The organism is Pseudomonas sp. HS-18 (genome assembly GCF_020401845.1).
In the GTDB taxonomy this organism is placed as follows: domain Bacteria; phylum Pseudomonadota; class Gammaproteobacteria; order Pseudomonadales; family Pseudomonadaceae; genus Pseudomonas; species Pseudomonas nitroreducens.
The window spans coordinates 4,433,430-4,451,471 of record NZ_CP084413.1; the positions used below are offsets into that span (position 1 = coordinate 4,433,430).

Genomic DNA, 18,042 nt, shown 5'->3' on the forward strand with positions numbered 1-18,042 from the left:
TCGAATTATTGGATTGAGCGTAGAACGCATATCGTCTTGTGTCGGGCCACAGGTATAGCCGGGCAGTGTGACCCTCGACTGACAGCCCCGACCGGGCGGTCACCGATCCCACCGAGCTTATCGGGACTGGGCCGCCGCTGGCTTACGGGGCTGCGACATATTCGTTCAACGGCATGCAGCCACCACGCTCTGGGGAAACGACAGAATTTGCGGCACGATCGTTCCGCAACTGCCCGAGGAAATATCAAAGCGCTATCATGGCGGTCCCTCGCCTGGAACGGACGCCATGCAACGCCAGCCTCCCCTGCGCCGCCCGCTGCTGCGCCACCTGGACAACCTGCTGGTCACCCTGCTGGGCGCGGCGCTGCTCGTGGCGGCCTGGCTGTTCCTCGACGAAGCCGTGCAGCCGCTGCTGATCGGCGCGGTCCCGGTCTATCTCGGCGTGCTGCTGCCGCGCATCGTCGGCCGGGGCGAACGTCTGCGCCGGGTGCAGGCCGCGCGGGAACGCTCGGTGGACGAGTGGGGATTCTGCAGCCGCGACCGCAACGGCCCGTGGATCAACTACATCGATTTCCCGCTGGTCCGCGAAGACCCGTTGTTCAAGGGCCGCTACTTCTATAGCGAGTGGCTGGTGGTGCATGACGGGCGCATCGTCATCAACCCCGGCCCCGCCCATGTCGACCTGAGCGCCGGCACCGTGAGCTACGACTTCGGCTGCACCCGCACCTATGCCTGGGACGGCTGCTCGCCGAAAATGCCGTTCTTCTGGATGGCGACGCTTGGCACGCCGGACTGGTGGGAGCATCTGGAAAGCGTGCAGTGCCTGCGCCACGGCCAGCAGCAGGAACGCGAGATGTTCTGGCCGGTGGCGCACCACGCCAGCCTGGTGCATGACGCGCTGTACCAGTTCCTCAATGTCGCCCCGGTGACCAAGGCCGAGGCGGACGAGCTGTTCCACCGCATGCTGCTGGACGCCGGCATGCCGCGCCTGGTGGCCTGGGTCTACCGCTTCGCAGTGGTCCACGGCGGCGCACGCGACATGCGCCGCCAGCTCAACCCCAATACTTCCCTGCGCCTGCTGACCCCGCTGCCTGGCGGCCGGGCAACTCAGGAACCACTAGCGCCGCACAAGGCTCGAAGCGCAGCGCTGCAAGAGTGACGGCCGATGCAGTAAAGTAGGCGGCCCGACAGCCCCACCCTTCGTCCAGGAAATCCACGCGATGGAACATCGTGAGTCGCTCCTTGCACTGCGCCAGTATCTCTCCAGCCAGATCCTCGGCCAGGAAAAGCTCATCGAGCGGCTGCTCATCGCCCTGATCGCCGACGGCCACCTGCTGGTGGAAGGCGCGCCGGGCCTGGCCAAGACCAAGGCGATCAAGGACCTGGCCGAAGGCCTGGAGGCCGAGTTCCACCGCATCCAGTTCACCCCCGACCTGCTCCCGGCGGATATCACCGGCACCGAGATCTATCGCCCGGAGAACGGCAGCTTCGTGTTCCAGCAGGGGCCGATCTTCCACCACCTGGTGCTGGCCGACGAAATCAACCGCGCGCCGGCCAAGGTGCAGTCCGCGCTGCTCGAAGCCATGGCCGAGCGCCAGGTCAGCGTGGGCCGCAGCACCTACGACCTGCCGCCGCTGTTCCTGGTGATGGCCACGCAGAACCCCATCGAGCAGGAAGGCACCTACCCGCTGCCCGAGGCCCAGCTCGACCGCTTCCTGATGCACGTGAAGATCGGTTATCCGGAAGCTTCCGTTGAACGCCGCATCCTCCAGCAGGCCCGCGGCGAAGCGCTGAATGGCGAAACCAAGCCCGAGCGCCGGGTCACCCAGGAAGCCATCTTCGCCGCGCGCCACGAAATCCTCGGCCTGTACATGGCCGACGCCGTGGAGGAATACCTGGTCCAGCTGATCATGGCCACGCGCACCCCGGCCAAGTACGACGCCGAACTGGCCGAATGGCTGTCCTACGGCGCCAGCCCGCGGGGCTCCATCGCGCTGGACCGTTGCGCGCGTGCCCACGCCTGGCTGGCCGGCCGCGACTTCGTCAGCCCCGAGGACATCCAGGCGATGCTCTTCGATGTGCTGCGCCACCGCCTGATCCTCACCTTCGAGGCGGAAGCTGCCGGGATCGACCAGGACCGCGTGGTCCAGCGCATCCTCGACGTAGTCGCCGTCGCCTGACATGCACAACGTCATGGCGCCTGGCGTCGCGATTTCCCTTGGCGAGCTGATCGAGATCCGCCACCGCCTGCACGAAGTCCAGCTGTTTTCCACGCCTTCGCGGCGCAGCCCGTTGATCGGCCTGCACCACTCGCGCCTGCGCGGCCGTGGCGTGGACTTCGACCAGGTGCGCGTGTACCAGGCCGGCGACGATGTGCGCACCATCGACTGGCGCGTCACCGCGCGCACCCAGGAGCCGCACACCAAGCTGTTCCATGAAGAGCGCGAGCGCCCGGTTTACGTCCTGGTGGAACAGAGCGCGCGGATGTTCTTCGGCTCCGGGCAGTCGTTCAAGTCCGTGCTCGCCGCCCGTGCCGCGGCCTTCGTCGGCTGGGCCGCGCTGGCGCACAACGACCGCATCGGCGGGCTGGTGTTCACCGACAGCGAATGCCACGAGATCAAGCCACGGCGCAGCAAACAGAGCCTGCTGCAGTTGTTCAACCTGATCGTGCGCGCCAACAACGCCCTGCTCGCCGGCTCCAACCTCAGCCACAACGGCGACGGCTTCGGCATGGCCCTGCGCCGCGCCCGCGAGGTGCTGCGTCCCGGCAGCCTGATCATGGTGATGTGCGACGAGCGCGCGCTCAGCGATGTGGCCGAGCAGCAATTGTCCCTGCTGGCGCGGCACACCGACCTGGTGATGCTGCCGGTATCCGACCCGCTCGACCACGCCCTGCCCGCCGCCGGATTGCTGAGGTTTGCCGAGGGCCAGGCACAGCTGGAACTGGACACCCACATCGACGAGCAGCGCCTGGCCTACCGCGCCCTCGGCGAGGCCCGCCGCGAGCGCTGGCAGCGCCTTGCACTGCGCCTTGGCGTGCCGCTGCTGCCGCTGACCACCCAGGAAGAACTGGTGGAGCAGCTGCGCAACCTGCTGGAACAGCATCAGCCGGGTTATGCCAAATGAATCCCCTCGACCAACTGCAACCGCTGATCGAACCGGCGACGGTGCCCTGGTGGCCCCCGGCGCCTGGCTGGTGGCTGCTCGCCGCGCTGCTGCCGCTTCTGCTCTGGCTGCTGTGGCGCAATCGCCAGCGCTGGTTGCCCAGACGCAAGGCCAAGGTGGCCACAGAAGCCCCGCTGGACCCGCTGCGCGAAGCCGCCCTGGAAGAACTCAAGCGCCTGCCGCGCCCCTATGACCGCGCGCCGGCCGGCCCCTGGCTGCAATCGCTCAATGGCCTGCTCAAACGACTGTCGCGCGCCCGCTGGCCGGACAGCCACAGCCATACCCTGAGCGGCCGTGCCTGGCTGGCCTTCCTCGACACCCGTTGCCCGGCCGCCGGCCTGACCCGCTGGATGATCCTGGTGGAAGGCGGCTACCGCGCCGAGTGCAAGCTGGACGACAAGGCCATCGACGGCCTCGCCGCCGCCGTGGAAACCTGGGTGCGCAAGCATGTTTGAATTCGCCTGGCCGTGGATATTCCTGCTCGCCCCGCTGCCCTGGGTGATGCGCTTCATCCTGCCGCCGGCCGACAATGGCGAGGCGGCGCTCAAGGTCAGCTTCCTCAAGGAACTCGAAGGGCTCGCCGGCCGCCGTGCCCGTGCGCGCCTGCCGGCCTGGCGCCAACAGGCGCCCTTCGCCCTGCTCTGGCTCTGCCTGCTGCTGGCCGCGGCACGCCCGCAGTGGGTCGGCGAGCCACTGCCGATCCCCGCCACCGGCCGCGACCTGCTGCTAGCGGTGGATGTCTCCGGCTCCATGGACTACGCCGACATGACCTGGGACGGCGCGGAAGTCAGTCGCCTGCACGCCGTGCAGAAACTGTTCGGTGATTTCATCGAAGGTCGCCGGGGTGACCGCGTCGGGCTGATCCTGTTCGGCGCCCGCGCCTACCTGCAGGCGCCGCTGACCTTCGACCGCCACACCGTGCGCATCTGGCTGGACGAAGCGCTGATCGGCATCGCCGGCAAGGACACCGCCCTGGGCGACGCCATCGGCCTGGCGGTCAAGCGCCTGCGCCAGCGCCCGGCCGAGAGCCGCGTGCTGGTGCTGATCACCGATGGCGCCAACACCGCCGGCGAGATATCCCCGCAGACCGCCGCACGCCTGGCCGCCGACGAGCACGTGAAGGTCTACACCATCGGCATCGGCGCCGATCCCAAGCAGGGCGGCGTCGCCGGACTGTTCGGCCTCAACCCGGGGTTGGACCTGGACGAGCCGGCGCTCAAGGCCATCGCCGAAAGCACCGGCGGCGAGTACTTCCGCGCACGCAATGGCGAAGAGTTGCAGCGCATCTCCGACAGCCTCGACCGGCTCGAGCCGGTGGAACAGAAGCCGACCCAGGCGCGCCCGGCCATCGCGCTGTACCGCTGGCCGCTGCTGCTGGCACTGCTGATCAGCGCAGCGCTGGTGGTGGGCACGCTGTGGCCGCCCGAGGACTGGCGCTGGCCGGCCTGGATGGCGCGCCTGCAGAAGGAGCGCCGGCCATGAGCAACCTTTGGCCGCACCTGCTGCACCCGCTGTGGCTGATCCTGCTGCTGCCGCTCGGCTGGCTGCTGTGGAAGCTCTGGCACCGTGAGCGCCGCGCCGGCCGCTGGCAGCTGCTGCTGCCCCAGGCCTTCCACCCCTGGCTGCTGGCCGGCGGCAACGGCCGTCATGAACGCCGCCCGTGGATCTACCTGGGCATCGCCTGGCTGCTGGCGGTGCTTGCCCTGCTCGGCCCGAGCTGGCAGCAGGTGGAGCAACCGACCATGGAACGCAGCGACCCGCTGGTGGTGGTGCTGGAACTCACACCGCAGATGCTCGCCACCGACCTCAAGCCGACGCGCCTGGAACAGGCCCGGCGCAAGCTGCTCGACCTCCTGCAGGCACGCAGCGACGCGCAGACCGCCATCGTCGTCTACGCCGGCAGCGCCCACACGCTGGTGCCGCTGTCCAATGACCTGGGCACCGCACGCAACCTGCTCGACGCCCTCAAACCCTCGATCATGCCCGAGCCCGGCCAGCGCGCCGACCTTGCCGTCGCCCAGGCGCGACGCCTGCTCGACAACGGCGCCGAGGGCAACGGCCGGATCCTGCTGCTCACCAGTGCGCTGGACGCCCGCGAACGCCAGGGCATTCGCCAGGCGCTCAAGGGCAAGGGCAAGGACCTGCTGCTGCTCGCCGTGGGCACGCCCGGCGGCGCCCCCATCGCCCAGGAAGACGGCACCTTCCTCAAGGACGACCAGGGCAACATCCTGGTGCCACGCCTGGACGAGAATGGGCTGCGCGTCTTCGCCACCGACATGGGCGGCCGCTTCCAGCGTTTGCGCGCCAGCAGCGGCGACCTGCGCTCCCTCGGCCTGCTGGATAACACCCAGGGCCTGCAGGTCAGCGAGGAAGATGCACTGCTGCGCCTGCAGCGCTGGGCCGACCAGGGCTACTGGCTGCTGTTGCCCCTGCTCCTGCTCGCCGCCTGCGCCGGGCGGCGCGGCTGGCTGTTCAGCCTGCCGCTGTGGCTGCCGCTGCTCTGGGCGCCGCCGCAGGACGCCAATGCCTTCGAGTTAAACGATCTCTGGTTGCGCCCCGACCAGCAGGGCCAGCGCCTGCTCGACGCCGGCAAGCCGGCCGAGGCGGCCGAGCGCTTCGCTGACTTCCGCTGGAAGGGGCTGGCCCTGTATCGAGCCGGCGATTATGTCGACGCCGCCCAGGCCTTCGCCCAGGGTGACGAGGCCGCCGACCACTACAACCGCGGCAACGCCCTGGCGAAACAGAACGAGCTGGAAGCCGCGATCGACGCCTACGACCAGGCACTTGAACGCAACCCCGACCTGGAGGCCGCCAAGCGCAACAAAGCCCTCCTCGAAGACCTGTTGCGCCAACGCAAGGACAATCCGCCCGGCGACGGCACCGACCAGCCCCCCGAAGAAAACCACGACGCCGGACAGAGCAGCGATCCCCAGGCCGCCCAGCCTCAGGATCAGCAGCACGAGGAGGACAACGCCGGCGAACGTGACTCGCAACCGGCACCGGCGGCGAAGACCCCATCGCAGGAAGCCGACAAACCCACCACCAGCCAGGCCGACAAGCCCGACGGCGACGTTCGCGAAGATCAGGAAACCAACCCGGAAGATGCCGGTCCACTGGGAGACGAGCGCCGTCAGGCCCTGGAACAGTGGCTGCGGCAGATTCCCGACGATCCGTCCGAACTGTTGCGTCGCAAGTTCTGGTACCAGCAACAGCAGCAGCGCCAGGAACCCAACCCATGAAAAGGCTGATCTGCCTGACCCTGCTCTGCCTCGCCGCCTTCCGCGCCGAGGCCAGCTTCACCGCCAGCGTCGACCGTGCGCGCCTGAACCAGGGCGAGAGCGTCGAGCTGACGCTGGAGTCCGATGACCCGACGCTGTTCGGCAAGCCCGACCTGAAACCGCTGGACGAGCACTTCGTGGTCCTGGGCACCCGCCAGGTCAACCGCCTCACCACACTCAACGGCAAGGCCCAGGCCACCACGCGCTGGATCATCACCCTGCAGCCACGCAGCGAAGGCAAGGTGGAAATCCCGCCGATCCACCTGGGCGGCAACGCCAGCGAGCCGATCAGCCTCGATGTGCTCAAGGCCGAGGACAGCGCCGAGGGACAGAAGCTCGCGCCGGTGTTCATCGACGCCAGCGTCGACCACGAGGAAAGCTGGGTGCAGGCCCAGGTCATCCTCACCCTGCGCATCTACCACTCGGTGTCGTTGTACGACGACAGCAGCCTCAGCCCGCTGCGCATGAACGACGCCCGCGTCGAGCAACTGGGCGAGCCACGCACCTACGAGAAGGACATCAACGGCGTTCGCCATGGCGTGATCGAAGTGCGCTACGCGATCTTCCCGCAGAAGAGCGGCACCCTGGAGATCCCCGGCCAGACCTTCAAGGCCACTCAGGTTGCCCAGCGCCGCAACGACGATGACTACAACCCGTTCGGCCCGCAGCCGGGCAAGCAGGTGCTGGTCACCTCGCCGAGCATCCCGTTGCAGATCGACCCCAAGCCCGCGGACTACCCGAAGGACGCACCCTGGCTGCCGGCCCGCTCGCTCAGCCTGAGCGAGACCTGGAGCCCGCAGCCCGAGGAAGCCAAGGCCGGCGAATCGCTGACCCGCAACATCATGCTGCGCGTGGATGGCCTGTCCGGCGCCCAGTTGCCGCCGCTGCCGGTCACCCTGCCCGAAGGCCTGCGCCATTACCCGGACCAGCCGCAGCTGGCCAACGAAAGCAGTGACCAGGGCATGATCGGCAGCCGCGAGGAACGCGAAGCGCTGATCGCCGACAAGGCCGGCCCGGTCGAGCTGCCGCCGGTGGAAGTGGTCTGGTGGAATACCCAGGAGCGCCGGGTCGAGCGCACCAGCCTGCCGGCGCGCACCCTGCAAGTCGCCGCCAATGCACAACTGGAAGAACACATCGAGCCCACCGCAGCCCTCAGCGAAGCGGCAGTCAGCGACACGCTGCTCTGGCCCTGGCAGCTCGCCTGCGCACTGCTCAGCCTGACCACCCTGCTCGGTTTCGCCCTGTGGTGGCGCGCCCGCAGCCAGCCGGCGGTCATTCGCGTGGCGCAGGCCGGCCCGAGTACTCGCACCCTGCTGGATGAATTGCGCCGCGCCTGCCAGGCCAACGACTCGCATGCCACCCGCCAGGCGCTGGATGCCTGGGCCCGGCAACAACCGGAAACCCTGGCCGACATGGCAGCGCGCTTCGTGCCGTTGTCCGATGCGCTGGATGGCCTCAACGGTGCGCTCTACAGCGACAGCGAAGGCGGACGCAACTGGCAGGGCGAAGACCTTTGGCGCGCCATCCGCACCCTGCCCGGTGCCGACCCGGACGCACCGCCGGCGCCGGAGGCCAGCAGCCTGCCGCCGCTCTATCCGCGCTGACGGCTATGCTGGTGGCATCCCCGCCAGAGATGCGTCCATGCCCGCCCACCGGCTGATTCCGGCGCTGGCCGCCGGCCTGCTGCTGATCTGCAACCTCCTCGTGGCCGGCCCGCTGCAGGCAGCCGAGGCCCTGCCACCGACCCAGCCGTTGCAGGGCCCCGGCGGTTCGAACTACGCCCATGCCGACGTGCACCAGTGGCACTTCTCGGCCGAGGGCAACGAATACTGGGTGTTCACTCCGGAGCGGCCCGCCCCCGCCAGCGCGCCTGTGGTGGTCTTCACCCACGGCTGGAGCGTCATGCAGCCGGACCTCTATCGCGCCTGGATCGAGCACATCGTCCGGCGTGGCGCCATCCTCATCTACCCGCGCTACCAGGCGACGCTGAAGACGCCAGCGGCGGAGTTCCTGCCCAACGCAGCCGACTCCGTGCGCCGCGCCATCGCCGATCTGCAGGCGGGCAAGCTGGGAGTGAAGCCGGAGCTGGAGCACGTCGCCTACGTCGGCCATTCGGCGGGTGGCCTGATCGCCAGCGGGCTCGCCGCCTCCTGGCAACGGATGGGCATACCGGAGCCGCGTGCGCTGATGGCGGTGGAGCCGGGCAAGAGCAGTGGCCCACGCTGGCGCCAAGTGCCACTGGAACCGCTGGCCAACATCCCCGCCGGCACCTTGCTGCTGGCGCTTTGTGGTGATGAGGACGAGCGCGTTGCCTGCGATGACGCTCAGCGCATCTACTCGGAAAGCACCCAGGTCGCGCCGCGCAACAAGGACCTGCTGCTGCTGCGCAGCGACCGCCACGGCAGCCCGCCCCTGCTGGCCAACCATGCGGCGCCGACCGCACCGCGCTTCGATCCGCGCTACCCGCCCAGCGACTCTTCCAGCTGGTTGCTCAACCGCGTGCAGGAGCGCGTGAAGCAGCGTCTGAAACAAGGGCAACCCTCAGCCCACAACGCCCTGGCGACCGATGCGATGGACTGGTTCGGGCCGTGGAAGCTGTTCGATGCGTTGTGCGATGCGGCCTTCTACGGCCAGGACCGCGACTACGCGCTGGGCGGGGGGCCGGCGCAGCTGTCCATGGGGCGCTGGAGCGATGGCACACCGGTGAAGGCGATGCAGCGGTTGTCGGCACCAGTACCCTGAGCATCCATCGCAGGCCTGGGTTCGCGAGCAAGCTCGCTCCTACAGGCACGCGCCGGAGCGCTTTTGGTAGGAGCGAGCTTCGCGAACAATCTCAACTGCCGCTGTGCTCCATCACCGCCCCCTTGAACACATCGTCCAGCGGCACCTGGTAGCCAATGGCAAGACGGTTGGTCTCGTTGGCCATGGCCACCACGGCCATCAGCTCGCCGAGCATCGCGTCGTCCATCCCGGCCTTGCGCGCCGCCGCGCCGTGGGAGCCGATGCAGTAGTTGCAGTTGTTGGTGACGCTGACGGCAACGTAGATCAACTCCTTCACCAGCGGATCGAGCTGACCCGGCCCCATCACCTCCTTGAGGCTTTCCCAGGTGCGCCTGAGGGTCTGCGGGTGGTTGGCCAACGCTTTCCAGAAGTTGTTCACCCAGTCGATCTTGCGTGTCTCCATGATGTCGTCATAGACAGCGCGGACTTCTGGGCTGGCTTCGGCGTACTCGATGAGCTGGAAGGACATGAGGTCTCCTAACGAAAATGAATAAGAAAAGCAGAATTCAGAATTGGATGATTGGACAAGCGATGGAGAAAGATAAGGCGTTCTCTCCCATCCCCGTCAAGGAATCAGACCCATGCAACGCCGCCCCACCCTGCTATTCGCCGCCACCCTGCTGCCATTTCTCGCGCTGTCGGCCCACGCCGCCCAGCCGGGTCTGTGGGATACCTACGCCAGCCTCAGGCAGCACGACTGGGTCGACCTGACCCACGCGTTCGACAGCAATACACCGCACTGGAAAGGCTTCGAGCCCATGGGCCGCAAGACGCTCTACACCGTGGACAAGGACGGTTTCCAGGTGGAGCTGTACAGCCACGTCGGACAGTGGGGCACCCACGTCGACCCGCCGGTGCACTTCCACAAGGGCCTGCGCAGCGTCGATCAACTCGACGTGAAGGAGCAGTTCCTGCCGCTGGTGGTGTTCGATATCCATGAGCAGGTGGCGAAGAACCCCGACTACGTGCTGACCCTGGCCGATGTGAAGGCCTGGGAAGCCAAGCATGGCCCGGTACCAGAAGGCTCCTTCGCGGCGCTGCGCACCGACTGGTCCCAGCGCTGGCCGGACCAGGCGAAGATGCAGAACCAGGACGCCAAGGGTGTGGCGCACTATCCGGGCTGGAGCAAGGAGGCGCTGGTGTATCTCTACGAGACGCGCAAGATCACTGCCTCCGGCCACGAGACCACGGATACCGATCCCGGCATCGCTACCAGCAAGGACGACTATTCGCTGGAGTCGTACATCCTGGGCACCAACCACTACCAGATCGAATTGCTCGCCAATCTCGACAAGGTGCCCGAGGCCGGCGCGCTGGCGGTCGTGAGCTTCCCGAAGATTGCCCAGGGCACGGGCTTCCCGGCGCGGGTCTTCGCCATCCTGCCGTGATCCGCCCTGCGCGTAGGAGCATAAAAAAACGCGGCCCGAGGGCCGCGTTTTTTATTGCTCGAGCGTCGATCAGTGAACCAGGATCGAAGCCTTCTTCTGACGCACCTTCTCCGGGTTGATCAGGAAGCGCGCCAGAGCCGGCAGCAGCCAGAGGGCGCCGAACATGTTCCAGAGGAGCATGAAGGTCAGCATCAGACCCATGTCGGCCTGGAACTTGATCGCCGAGAAGATCCAGGTAGCCACGCCGATGGCCAGGCACAGGCCGGTGAACAGCACGGCTTTACCCGTGGACTTCAGCGTCTCGTAGTAGGCCTCCTGCAGGGACAGGCCCTGGCGCAGGAAGGACTCCAGGCGGGTATAGATGTAGATGCCGTAGTCCACGCCGATACCCACGCCCAGCGCGATCACCGGCAGGGTCGCCACCTTCACGCCGATGCCCAGGGTGGCCATCAGCGCGTTGCCCAGCACCGAGGTGAGGATCAGCGGCAGCACGATGCACAGGGTCGCGGCGAAGGAACGGAAGGTGATCAGGCACATCACTGCCACGCAGATGTACACCAGGATCAGGATGGTCAGTTCCGAGTGCTTGATCACGTCGTTGGTGGCGGCCTCGATACCGGCGTTACCGGCGGCGAGCTTGAACTTCAGGTCATCCTTCTCGTTGGCCTTGGCGAAGTCCTGCACGACGGCCACGGCGCGGTCGAGGGTCTCGGCCTTGTGGTCGTTGAGGAACACCAGAAGGGGTGCCAGCGAGCAGTTGCTGTTGAACAGACCTTCGGCGCGGCTGATGGAGTTGTTCAGCACGTCCTGGTTGCGCGACAGCGACTCCCACTTCAGGTTGCCTTCGTTCATGCCCTTGATCATCTGCTTGGAGACGGTGACCAGGGAGATGGCCGACTGCACGCCCTGGGTGTTCTCCAGGCGCCAGGCCAGCTCGTCGATGGCGGACAGGGTCTTGTGGGTGGAGCAGCCTTCGGCCTCGGACGCCACCATCACCACCAGCACGTCGGAGCTGGTCGAGTAGTTGCGGATGATGAAGTCGTTGTCCAGGTTGTAGCGCGAGTCCGGACGCAGTTCCGGCGCGCCCTGGTCGAGGTCACCGATCTTCAGGTGATGGCCCTGCCACATGCCGCCGGCGAACATCGCCAGGGCGATGACCACGGAGATCGGCGCCACGGACGGGCTGGCGAAGTTGGACAGCGCGCGCCAGAAGGGATGGTCGCGCACGGCGTCTTCCTTGCTGCGCTGCACCGCCTTCTTGCTGATGCCGATGTAGGAAATGGCGACCGGCAGCAGGATCAGGTTGGTGAACACGATCACCGCCACGCCGATGGACGCGCCGATGGCCAGTTCGCGGATCACGCCGATGTCGATCACCAGCAGGGTGATGAAGCCGACGGCGTCCGCGAGAATGGCGATCATGCCCGGCAGGAACAGCTGGCGGAAGGTGCGGCGGGCGGCCAGCAGCGGGGTTTCCGCATCACTGGACTGCAGGGCGATACCGTTGATCTTCTGCACGCCGTGGGAAATACCGATGGCGAAGATCAGGAACGGCACCAGCATCGAGTACGGGTCCAGTCCGAAGCCGATGATGTGCAGCAGGCCCAGTTGCCAGATCACCGCCACCAGGGTGGTGGACAGCACGGCAATGGTGGAGCGCACGCACTTGGTGAACCACAGCAGCAGCACCAGGGTGATGACGAAGCAGATGCCGAAGAAGCCGACCACCATCAGCAGGCCGTCGATCAGGTCACCGACCTTCTTGGCGAAGCCGGTGATGTGGATCTTCACGTTGGGGTTCTGCAGCTGGTACTTGTCGCGGATCTTCTCTTCCAGCTCATGGGAGAACTGGCGGTAGTCCAGCTTCATCAGCTTGCCCTGGTCTTTCGGGTCCGGGTAGACCTCCAGCAGCGGCACGTCGACGATGCTCGACTTGAAGTTGTTGGCCACCAGGCGGCCGATCTGGCCGGACTTGAGCACGTTGTTGCGCAGCAGGTCCAGGGCCTTGGCGGAACCGTCGTAGGTCTGCGGGATAACCTCGCCACCGGCGAAGCCCTCCTCGGTCACTTCGGTCCAGCGTACGCTCGGGCTCCACAGCGACTTCATGCCGGAGCGGTCGACGCCGGGAATGTAGAAGACCTCGTCATGGATCTGCCGCAGCGTCTCCATGTATTCCTTGGTGAAGATGTCGCCGTTCACCGCTTCCACCGAGATGCGCACGGTGTTGCCGAGGTTGGCCAGGTCGTTGCGGTGCTCCAGCATGTTCTGGATGAACGGGTGCTGCAGCGGGATCATCTTCTCGAAACTGGTGGACGGGCGCACTTGCGTGGCCGACCAGGCGAGGAAGACGGTCACCAGCAGGCACGCGATGATCACGAACGGCCGGTGGGTGAAGATGATGCGTTCCAGGAAAGTCGCCTTGTCCTGTTCGTGCTTGTTCAGAGCGTTCATTGCGGCTCCCTGGCTTATTGTTGTTCTGTCAGCTCGGCACCGGTCGCCGAAGCCAGGTGGATACCGCCCTGGCCGACCAGCACCAGGTTGCCATCGCCGGCCGCGCTCACGCCCGCGAGGGAGAGGCGGTCCGGACGGTTGACGACGCTGAAGCTGACGCCGTCGTCCTTGCTTTCCAGTACGCTGCCGCCGTGGCCGACGACGACGATGGTGCCGTCATCCAGCAGGCTGCCTTCGGAGAGGCCGAACTCCAGCGCTCCGCCATTGGCGGTGGGCAGGCTGACCTGCTGCCAGGTGCTGCCGAAATCGGTCGAGCGGAACAGGTGGCCGCGCAGGCCGTAGGCCAGGACGGTGCCGGCGTGGGTGGTGCCGGTGGCGCCGAACAGCGAGCCCTCGTAGGGGCCCTGGAGTTTTTCCCAGGTCTGGCCCCAGTCCTTGGAGCGGAACATGCTGCCCGCCTCGCCGACCACGAACAGGCCGGAATCCTTCACCGCCGTGATGGCGTTGAGGTGGTACTGGTCTTCGTTGTCCAGGCGATCGCTGACGTCTTCCCAGCTCTTGCCGCCATCGGTGGTTTCCAGCAGCGCGCCATAGGCGCCCACGGCCACACCGTGGTTCTCGTCCTGGAACCAGATGTCCAGCAGCGGCGCTTCGCGCTTGAGGTCCTCGAACTGGCGCACCCAGGTGGTGCCGCCATCGGTAGTGGCCAGGACCTGGGCGTCGTGACCGACGGCCCAGCCCTTCTTGTCGTTGACGAAGAACACCGAGGTCAGCAGCTGGCGGGTCGGCACGGTGGCCTGGGTCCAGCTCTTGCCTGCGTCGTCGGAATAGAGGATGTGCCCGTGGTCTCCCACCGCGACCAGCCGCTTGCCGGCATGGGCGATGCTCAGCAGCAGGCTGCTGGAGGCCTTGGCGGAAATGATCGAGTTGGCATCGCTGGCGGCGTCCGTTGCGGCGACGGCATGCAGCGGAGCCAGGGACATCATCAGGAAGGAAAACGCGCCGAGCAGGGAAATCGACTTGCGCGACATCGGGAAGGAGCTTCGCACTCCCGATACGGGCTGCTCGCTCGAAGTGCGCCACAGGGGCTCACGCATATGCCTTTACCTCTTTTTCTTATGCAGGCGGTATGTAGTTTGGAGCTATATAGCCAGCCTTTTCCGGGGCTGACAATTAACGGCACGTTATCTTTTGTTAAGCCCCGGGCGCCTCACTCGAAAGGATGAGTGCATTTTGCCATCTCGCCCGAAAGGCGCGCGGGTGGCGGCTTCCCGCGGGTGGAGCGGTAACACTTTCACGCCCTCACGCTTTCGCGCAGGTATAAAAAAGCCCGCCATGGGGCGGGCTCTTTCACGCACGAAGCGAACTCAGCGGGTGCCGCGGCGACGCAGTGCGGACGGGCTGAAGTAGGAGTCGTCCGGTACGGCCTGGCTGAAGTCGATGGTGGTCGGCTCTTCGTTGTCCAGGTTCTGTACGTGGTAGCGACGGGCCTGCAGGTCGTGGAAGGTATCCAGAGCGGTCCAGGTGGTGGGCAGCTCGTAGTAGTTCTTCAGGTACGCCAGCGATACGCGCCACAGTTCGCCGCGACCGTCGTACTGGTCGACTTCGGCGGCGCCCCAGCTGTCCTCGTCGAGGAACAGTACGCGCTTGGAATAGATGTGGCGTGCGCCCGGCTTCAGGGTGCCTTCCACGATCCACACGCGGTGCAGTTCGTAGCGGGTGTATTTCGGGTTCAGGTGGTTGGGGGTCAGCAGATCCTTGTACTTAACCTCAGGGCTGGAAACCTTGTAGTTGTTGTACGGGATGTACATTTCCTTCTTGCCGATCAGCTTCCAGTCGTAGCGGTCCGGCGAGCCGTTGAACATGTCGGTGTCGTCGGCGGTACGCAGGCCGTCGGCGGCGGCGATCGGGGTGTCGTAGGCCAGGTTCGGCGCACGGCGCACGCGGCGCTGGCCGGCGTTGTAGCCCCAGGCCTGGCGCGGTTCCTTCACCTGGTCGAGGGTCTCGTGGACCAGTGCGGCACCACCGGCCAGGCGAGCCGGGCTCTTGGTGAACGACAGGTAGTAGAACAGCAGGTTGTTCAGGTCGGCGAAGCTCTTGCCCTGGATGTAGTACTTGAACAGTGCTTCCTGCTGCGAGGTCACCAGCGAGTAGTCGCCGTTGCGCTGCACAGCCACTTCGGAGGCGCGACGCACGACGTAGGTGCCGCGGTAGCGGGCGATGTGGTTCCACACCGCTTCCACGCCGTTCTGCGGAATCGGGAACGGGATGCCGCCGAAAGCATCGACGAAGCCGTTGCCGCCTTCGGCCAGCTTGGCGCTGGTGGCATTCTTCAGGGTGTTGTCGTACACCCACTGCGGCGCCGAACCGCTGCGGCGGCTCGGGTACACCGGCATCTGGAAGGTGTCCGGGTAGGTGGCGAACAGCGCCAGGGTGCCGGGAGTCAGGTTGGCCTTGTACTGGTCCAGGTTCGCCTTGGTGATGGTATACAGCGGCTTGTCGGCGGCGAACGGGTCGATGTGGTGCTGGCCCGGCTTGTAGCCGGCCGGTGCCTGGGTGATGCCACCGGTCCAGGCCGGGATGGTGCCGGCGGCGTTGCCGGCCTTTTCCGCGCCCAGCGGGGTCAGGCTCGACTGCAGCTTGGCCGCGTCCTGCGGGGAAACCGCCGCCAGGGCGCTGCCGGCGGACAGGGCCAGGGCCACTGCGGCGCCGACCAGGGTACGCATGTTGCGCATGGTGATTCTCCGTGAAGTTCACGCGCCGGCCCGTGTGGGCCGACGCGAGCTTGTCGTTAGAAGGAGTACTTGACGTTGAAGCCGACGTTGTCGCGGTCGCGGCTGGCGTTGTTCTGCCCGGCGCCGTAGAACTCGGTGTACTGCAGTTCGGCTTCCAGGGCGTTCAGGTAGGTAGCCTTGACGCCCAGGGTGTAGGCCTTGCGGCCTTCGATGAAGTTGCCGGTCTGGTAGGAGTTGCCTTCGAAGTCGTCCTTGTAGACGGCGTAGGGCGAGATGTTCACGCCGGCGAAGACGTCGTTCCAGGTACCCGACAGCAGCAGGGTGTAGCCGTAGGCGTTCTTGTTCACCTGATCGTCGCGGTCATAGCCGGAGATGTAGGCGCCGTTGCCACGGCCGGAGTAGTAGCGGGTGCTGCCGTCGTACGCGGTGTACTGCAGGTCACTGCCGCGCAGGTGTTCGGAGGCCAGTTCCGCCACGCCCATCAGCGAGTCGAAGGACAGCGACGGGCCGAAGTTGTAGATGGTGCCCAGCGAGGTGTTGAAGGCTTCGACGCGCTCGTAGTTGTGGATCTGGTCGCGAATCGAGACGTCACCGCCACCGATGTTCACGGTCTTGCCGCTGGCCAGCGCCGGGGCCTGAACCAGCAGGTCGCCGAGCAGGTCGTTGGTGGTGGCGATGCCGATCGGCAGGTTCGGGCGGTAGGCCAGCTCACCGAACACCGAGGCGTCGCCCACGGTGGTGTTGAAGCTGAAGCCGTACATGCGGATGTTTTCCACATATTCACGGCGGGCGTTGACCTGGTTGGCGACGTCCACGGAGGTCGCGCCATTCACCAGGCTCAGCACCTGGCCGGCCAGGGCGTTGCCGCTACCGGCAGCGCTGACGAGCTGGTCGTAGGAGGTGAAACCGCCAACGCCAGCGAGCTGGTCGAGGTCTACGCCGGCATAGTCGCTGTTCAGGTCGGCGTAAATGGTCGGCTCTTTGGAGTGATAGTTGACGAAGTAGAAGCCGAACTCGGTGGAGTTCAGTTCTTCAGCCACGTAGTGGAAGGCCACACCGAACTGACCATCGTTCTTGGCGTTGATGTCCTTGCCGACATTGGCGACCTTGAACACACCGTTGGAGTCCAGGTACTGAGTACCCTGCAGGCCGCCCACATGGGCTGCGGACAGCTGCGGGTAGAGGCTCTGGAACAGCGGATTGGAGAGCGCGCCCACGGTGGTGTAGGCAGTGTTGCCGCCATCGGCGAACAGGTCGGTCTCGGAGAAGAAGGTGCCGACCGGGTCGATGCGGGTCTCTTTCCAGTTCCACTGGTAGAAAGCGTCCATCGACAGGTTGTCGGTCAGGCCGATGTTGAAGCTCGCGGCCTCCACCGGCATCAGCACTTCCTTCAGCTCCGAGCCCGGCAGGCGGAACTTGGCGGCGTCCACCGGGTTGGTGGTGTTCACGCCACCGCGGTAGAAGATGCCTTCGCCCCAGTTGAATACCTGACGACCCAGGCGCGCGGTCAGCGGGTGATCGGCCACGTCCCAGTTGCCATAGACATAGGCATCGAGGATCTCGGCGCGGTTGCCGGCGGCGTCGCGGGTCTCGCTGGTGAAGCGGTCGCTGTTCGGATAGGTCTGGCTCGGCTGCGCCGGGTGGTTGTTGTCGTAGTAGTCGTTGCGCTTGTCCATGATCTGGGTGTCATAGAAAGCCGAGCCACGCACGAACAGGCCGTAGTTCTTGTAGGTCGCTTCCAGGTCGGAAGTGATCTTGTACACCTCGGAAACCAGGCCAGTGTCGAAGTTGCGATTGCCGTCGTTGCCGTTGATGTCGTTGTTGGTCTTGTCCTGGCCTTGCACGCGCCACAGGGCGCCGTAGGACACGGTGCTGTCCAGCGAGCCGGTGACTTCGTTATCGAGGAAGCTGAACTCGACCGCCGTTGCCTGGGCAGACATCAGCAGGGGCAGGATGCCGGCCAGGGCAAAACCGGCACGAGCAGGCGCATAACGCAAGACAGGCTTGCGAACTGGGATTTCCATTAGGACTCACTCCATGGACTGATCATTCTTTAGCGGCGCCGCCAGTGCGCGGTACGCCTTGTCAGCCGTTATTCCACGGCCTTGTTGTCGTCGATCTGAAGGAAACTCCCCCAAGGTGCTCGACACGCCTCCCGTCCCAATGGACGGGTAAAGGCTAAGCAGCGTCCGCCGGTGCAACCCCGATGCCAGAATTCAGATGCGTCTGATTCTGCTTACAAAA

Annotated in this window: 14 protein-coding genes; 9 read left to right on the top strand and 5 right to left on the bottom strand. The window is 66.0% G+C overall.

The annotated features are described in order from the left end of the window. Positions 1-286 precede the first annotated feature (286 nt). From LDJ84_RS20560 to LDJ84_RS20595, 8 genes are all read left to right on the top strand, one after another. A complete protein-coding gene (locus LDJ84_RS20560; RefSeq protein ID WP_226045354.1) occupies positions 287-1,159 on the top strand; it encodes a DUF1353 domain-containing protein in 873 nt (290 codons plus the stop codon). Between the two features lie 61 nt (positions 1,160-1,220). Then, complete coding sequence (locus LDJ84_RS20565) at positions 1,221-2,180, top strand: AAA family ATPase (RefSeq protein ID WP_038803712.1); 960 nt, start codon at positions 1,221-1,223, stop codon at positions 2,178-2,180. A gap of 1 nt (position 2,181) precedes the next feature. Beyond that, a complete protein-coding gene (locus LDJ84_RS20570; RefSeq protein ID WP_226045355.1) occupies positions 2,182-3,126 on the top strand; it encodes a DUF58 domain-containing protein in 945 nt (314 codons plus the stop codon). Further along, on the top strand, positions 3,123-3,620 hold the full coding sequence (locus LDJ84_RS20575) for a DUF4381 domain-containing protein (RefSeq protein WP_024765097.1): 498 nt from the start codon (positions 3,123-3,125) through the stop codon (positions 3,618-3,620). Before LDJ84_RS20570 ends, LDJ84_RS20575 begins: the two co-directional genes overlap by 4 nt. Next, on the top strand, positions 3,613-4,647 hold the full coding sequence (locus LDJ84_RS20580) for a vWA domain-containing protein (protein ID WP_226045356.1): 1,035 nt from the start codon (positions 3,613-3,615) through the stop codon (positions 4,645-4,647). Before LDJ84_RS20575 ends, LDJ84_RS20580 begins: the two co-directional genes overlap by 8 nt. Further along, positions 4,644-6,404 (top strand): vWA domain-containing protein, encoded by a 1,761-nt coding sequence (locus LDJ84_RS20585; protein WP_226045357.1) that lies wholly within the window; start codon positions 4,644-4,646, stop codon positions 6,402-6,404. The genes LDJ84_RS20580 and LDJ84_RS20585 overlap by 4 nt, the downstream gene beginning before the upstream one ends. Further along, the gene (locus tag LDJ84_RS20590) at positions 6,401-8,047 is read left to right on the top strand and encodes a BatD family protein (protein WP_084357406.1); all 1,647 of its coding nucleotides are present in this window, start codon (positions 6,401-6,403) and stop codon (positions 8,045-8,047) included. Before LDJ84_RS20585 ends, LDJ84_RS20590 begins: the two co-directional genes overlap by 4 nt. Positions 8,048-8,084: 37 nt before the next feature. Next, complete coding sequence (locus LDJ84_RS20595; RefSeq protein WP_084357407.1) at positions 8,085-9,185, top strand: chlorophyllase/cutinase-like alpha/beta fold protein; 1,101 nt, start codon at positions 8,085-8,087, stop codon at positions 9,183-9,185. A gap of 91 nt (positions 9,186-9,276) precedes the next feature. Here LDJ84_RS20595 and LDJ84_RS20600 read toward each other — a convergent pair whose 3' ends face one another. Then, entirely contained in the window at positions 9,277-9,693 is a 417-nt protein-coding gene (locus LDJ84_RS20600; RefSeq protein ID WP_084357408.1) for a carboxymuconolactone decarboxylase family protein, read from the bottom strand. A gap of 112 nt (positions 9,694-9,805) precedes the next feature. Here LDJ84_RS20600 and LDJ84_RS20605 point away from each other — a divergent pair, with 112 nt between their 5' ends. Then, complete coding sequence (locus tag LDJ84_RS20605; protein ID WP_169889669.1) at positions 9,806-10,612, top strand: cyclase family protein; 807 nt, start codon at positions 9,806-9,808, stop codon at positions 10,610-10,612. Between the two features lie 69 nt (positions 10,613-10,681). Here LDJ84_RS20605 and LDJ84_RS20610 read toward each other — a convergent pair whose 3' ends face one another. The 4 genes from LDJ84_RS20610 to LDJ84_RS20625 all read right to left on the bottom strand — a co-directional run bounded on the left by LDJ84_RS20610 (position 10,682) and on the right by LDJ84_RS20625 (position 17,822). Beyond that, positions 10,682-13,063 (bottom strand): efflux RND transporter permease subunit, encoded by a 2,382-nt coding sequence (locus LDJ84_RS20610; protein ID WP_038803711.1) that lies wholly within the window; start codon positions 13,061-13,063, stop codon positions 10,682-10,684. 14 nt (positions 13,064-13,077) lie between these two features. Continuing rightward, the gene (locus LDJ84_RS20615; RefSeq protein ID WP_037012043.1) at positions 13,078-14,160 is read right to left on the bottom strand and encodes a WD40/YVTN/BNR-like repeat-containing protein; all 1,083 of its coding nucleotides are present in this window, start codon (positions 14,158-14,160) and stop codon (positions 13,078-13,080) included. A 270-nt stretch (positions 14,161-14,430) separates the two neighbouring features. Continuing rightward, on the bottom strand, positions 14,431-15,798 hold the full coding sequence (locus LDJ84_RS20620; RefSeq protein WP_024765105.1) for a DUF1329 domain-containing protein: 1,368 nt from the start codon (positions 15,796-15,798) through the stop codon (positions 14,431-14,433). A 56-nt stretch (positions 15,799-15,854) separates the two neighbouring features. Beyond that, positions 15,855-17,822, bottom strand: coding sequence for a DUF1302 domain-containing protein (locus LDJ84_RS20625; RefSeq protein ID WP_138525881.1), 1,968 nt, complete (start codon positions 17,820-17,822; stop codon positions 15,855-15,857). Positions 17,823-18,042 lie beyond the last annotated feature (220 nt).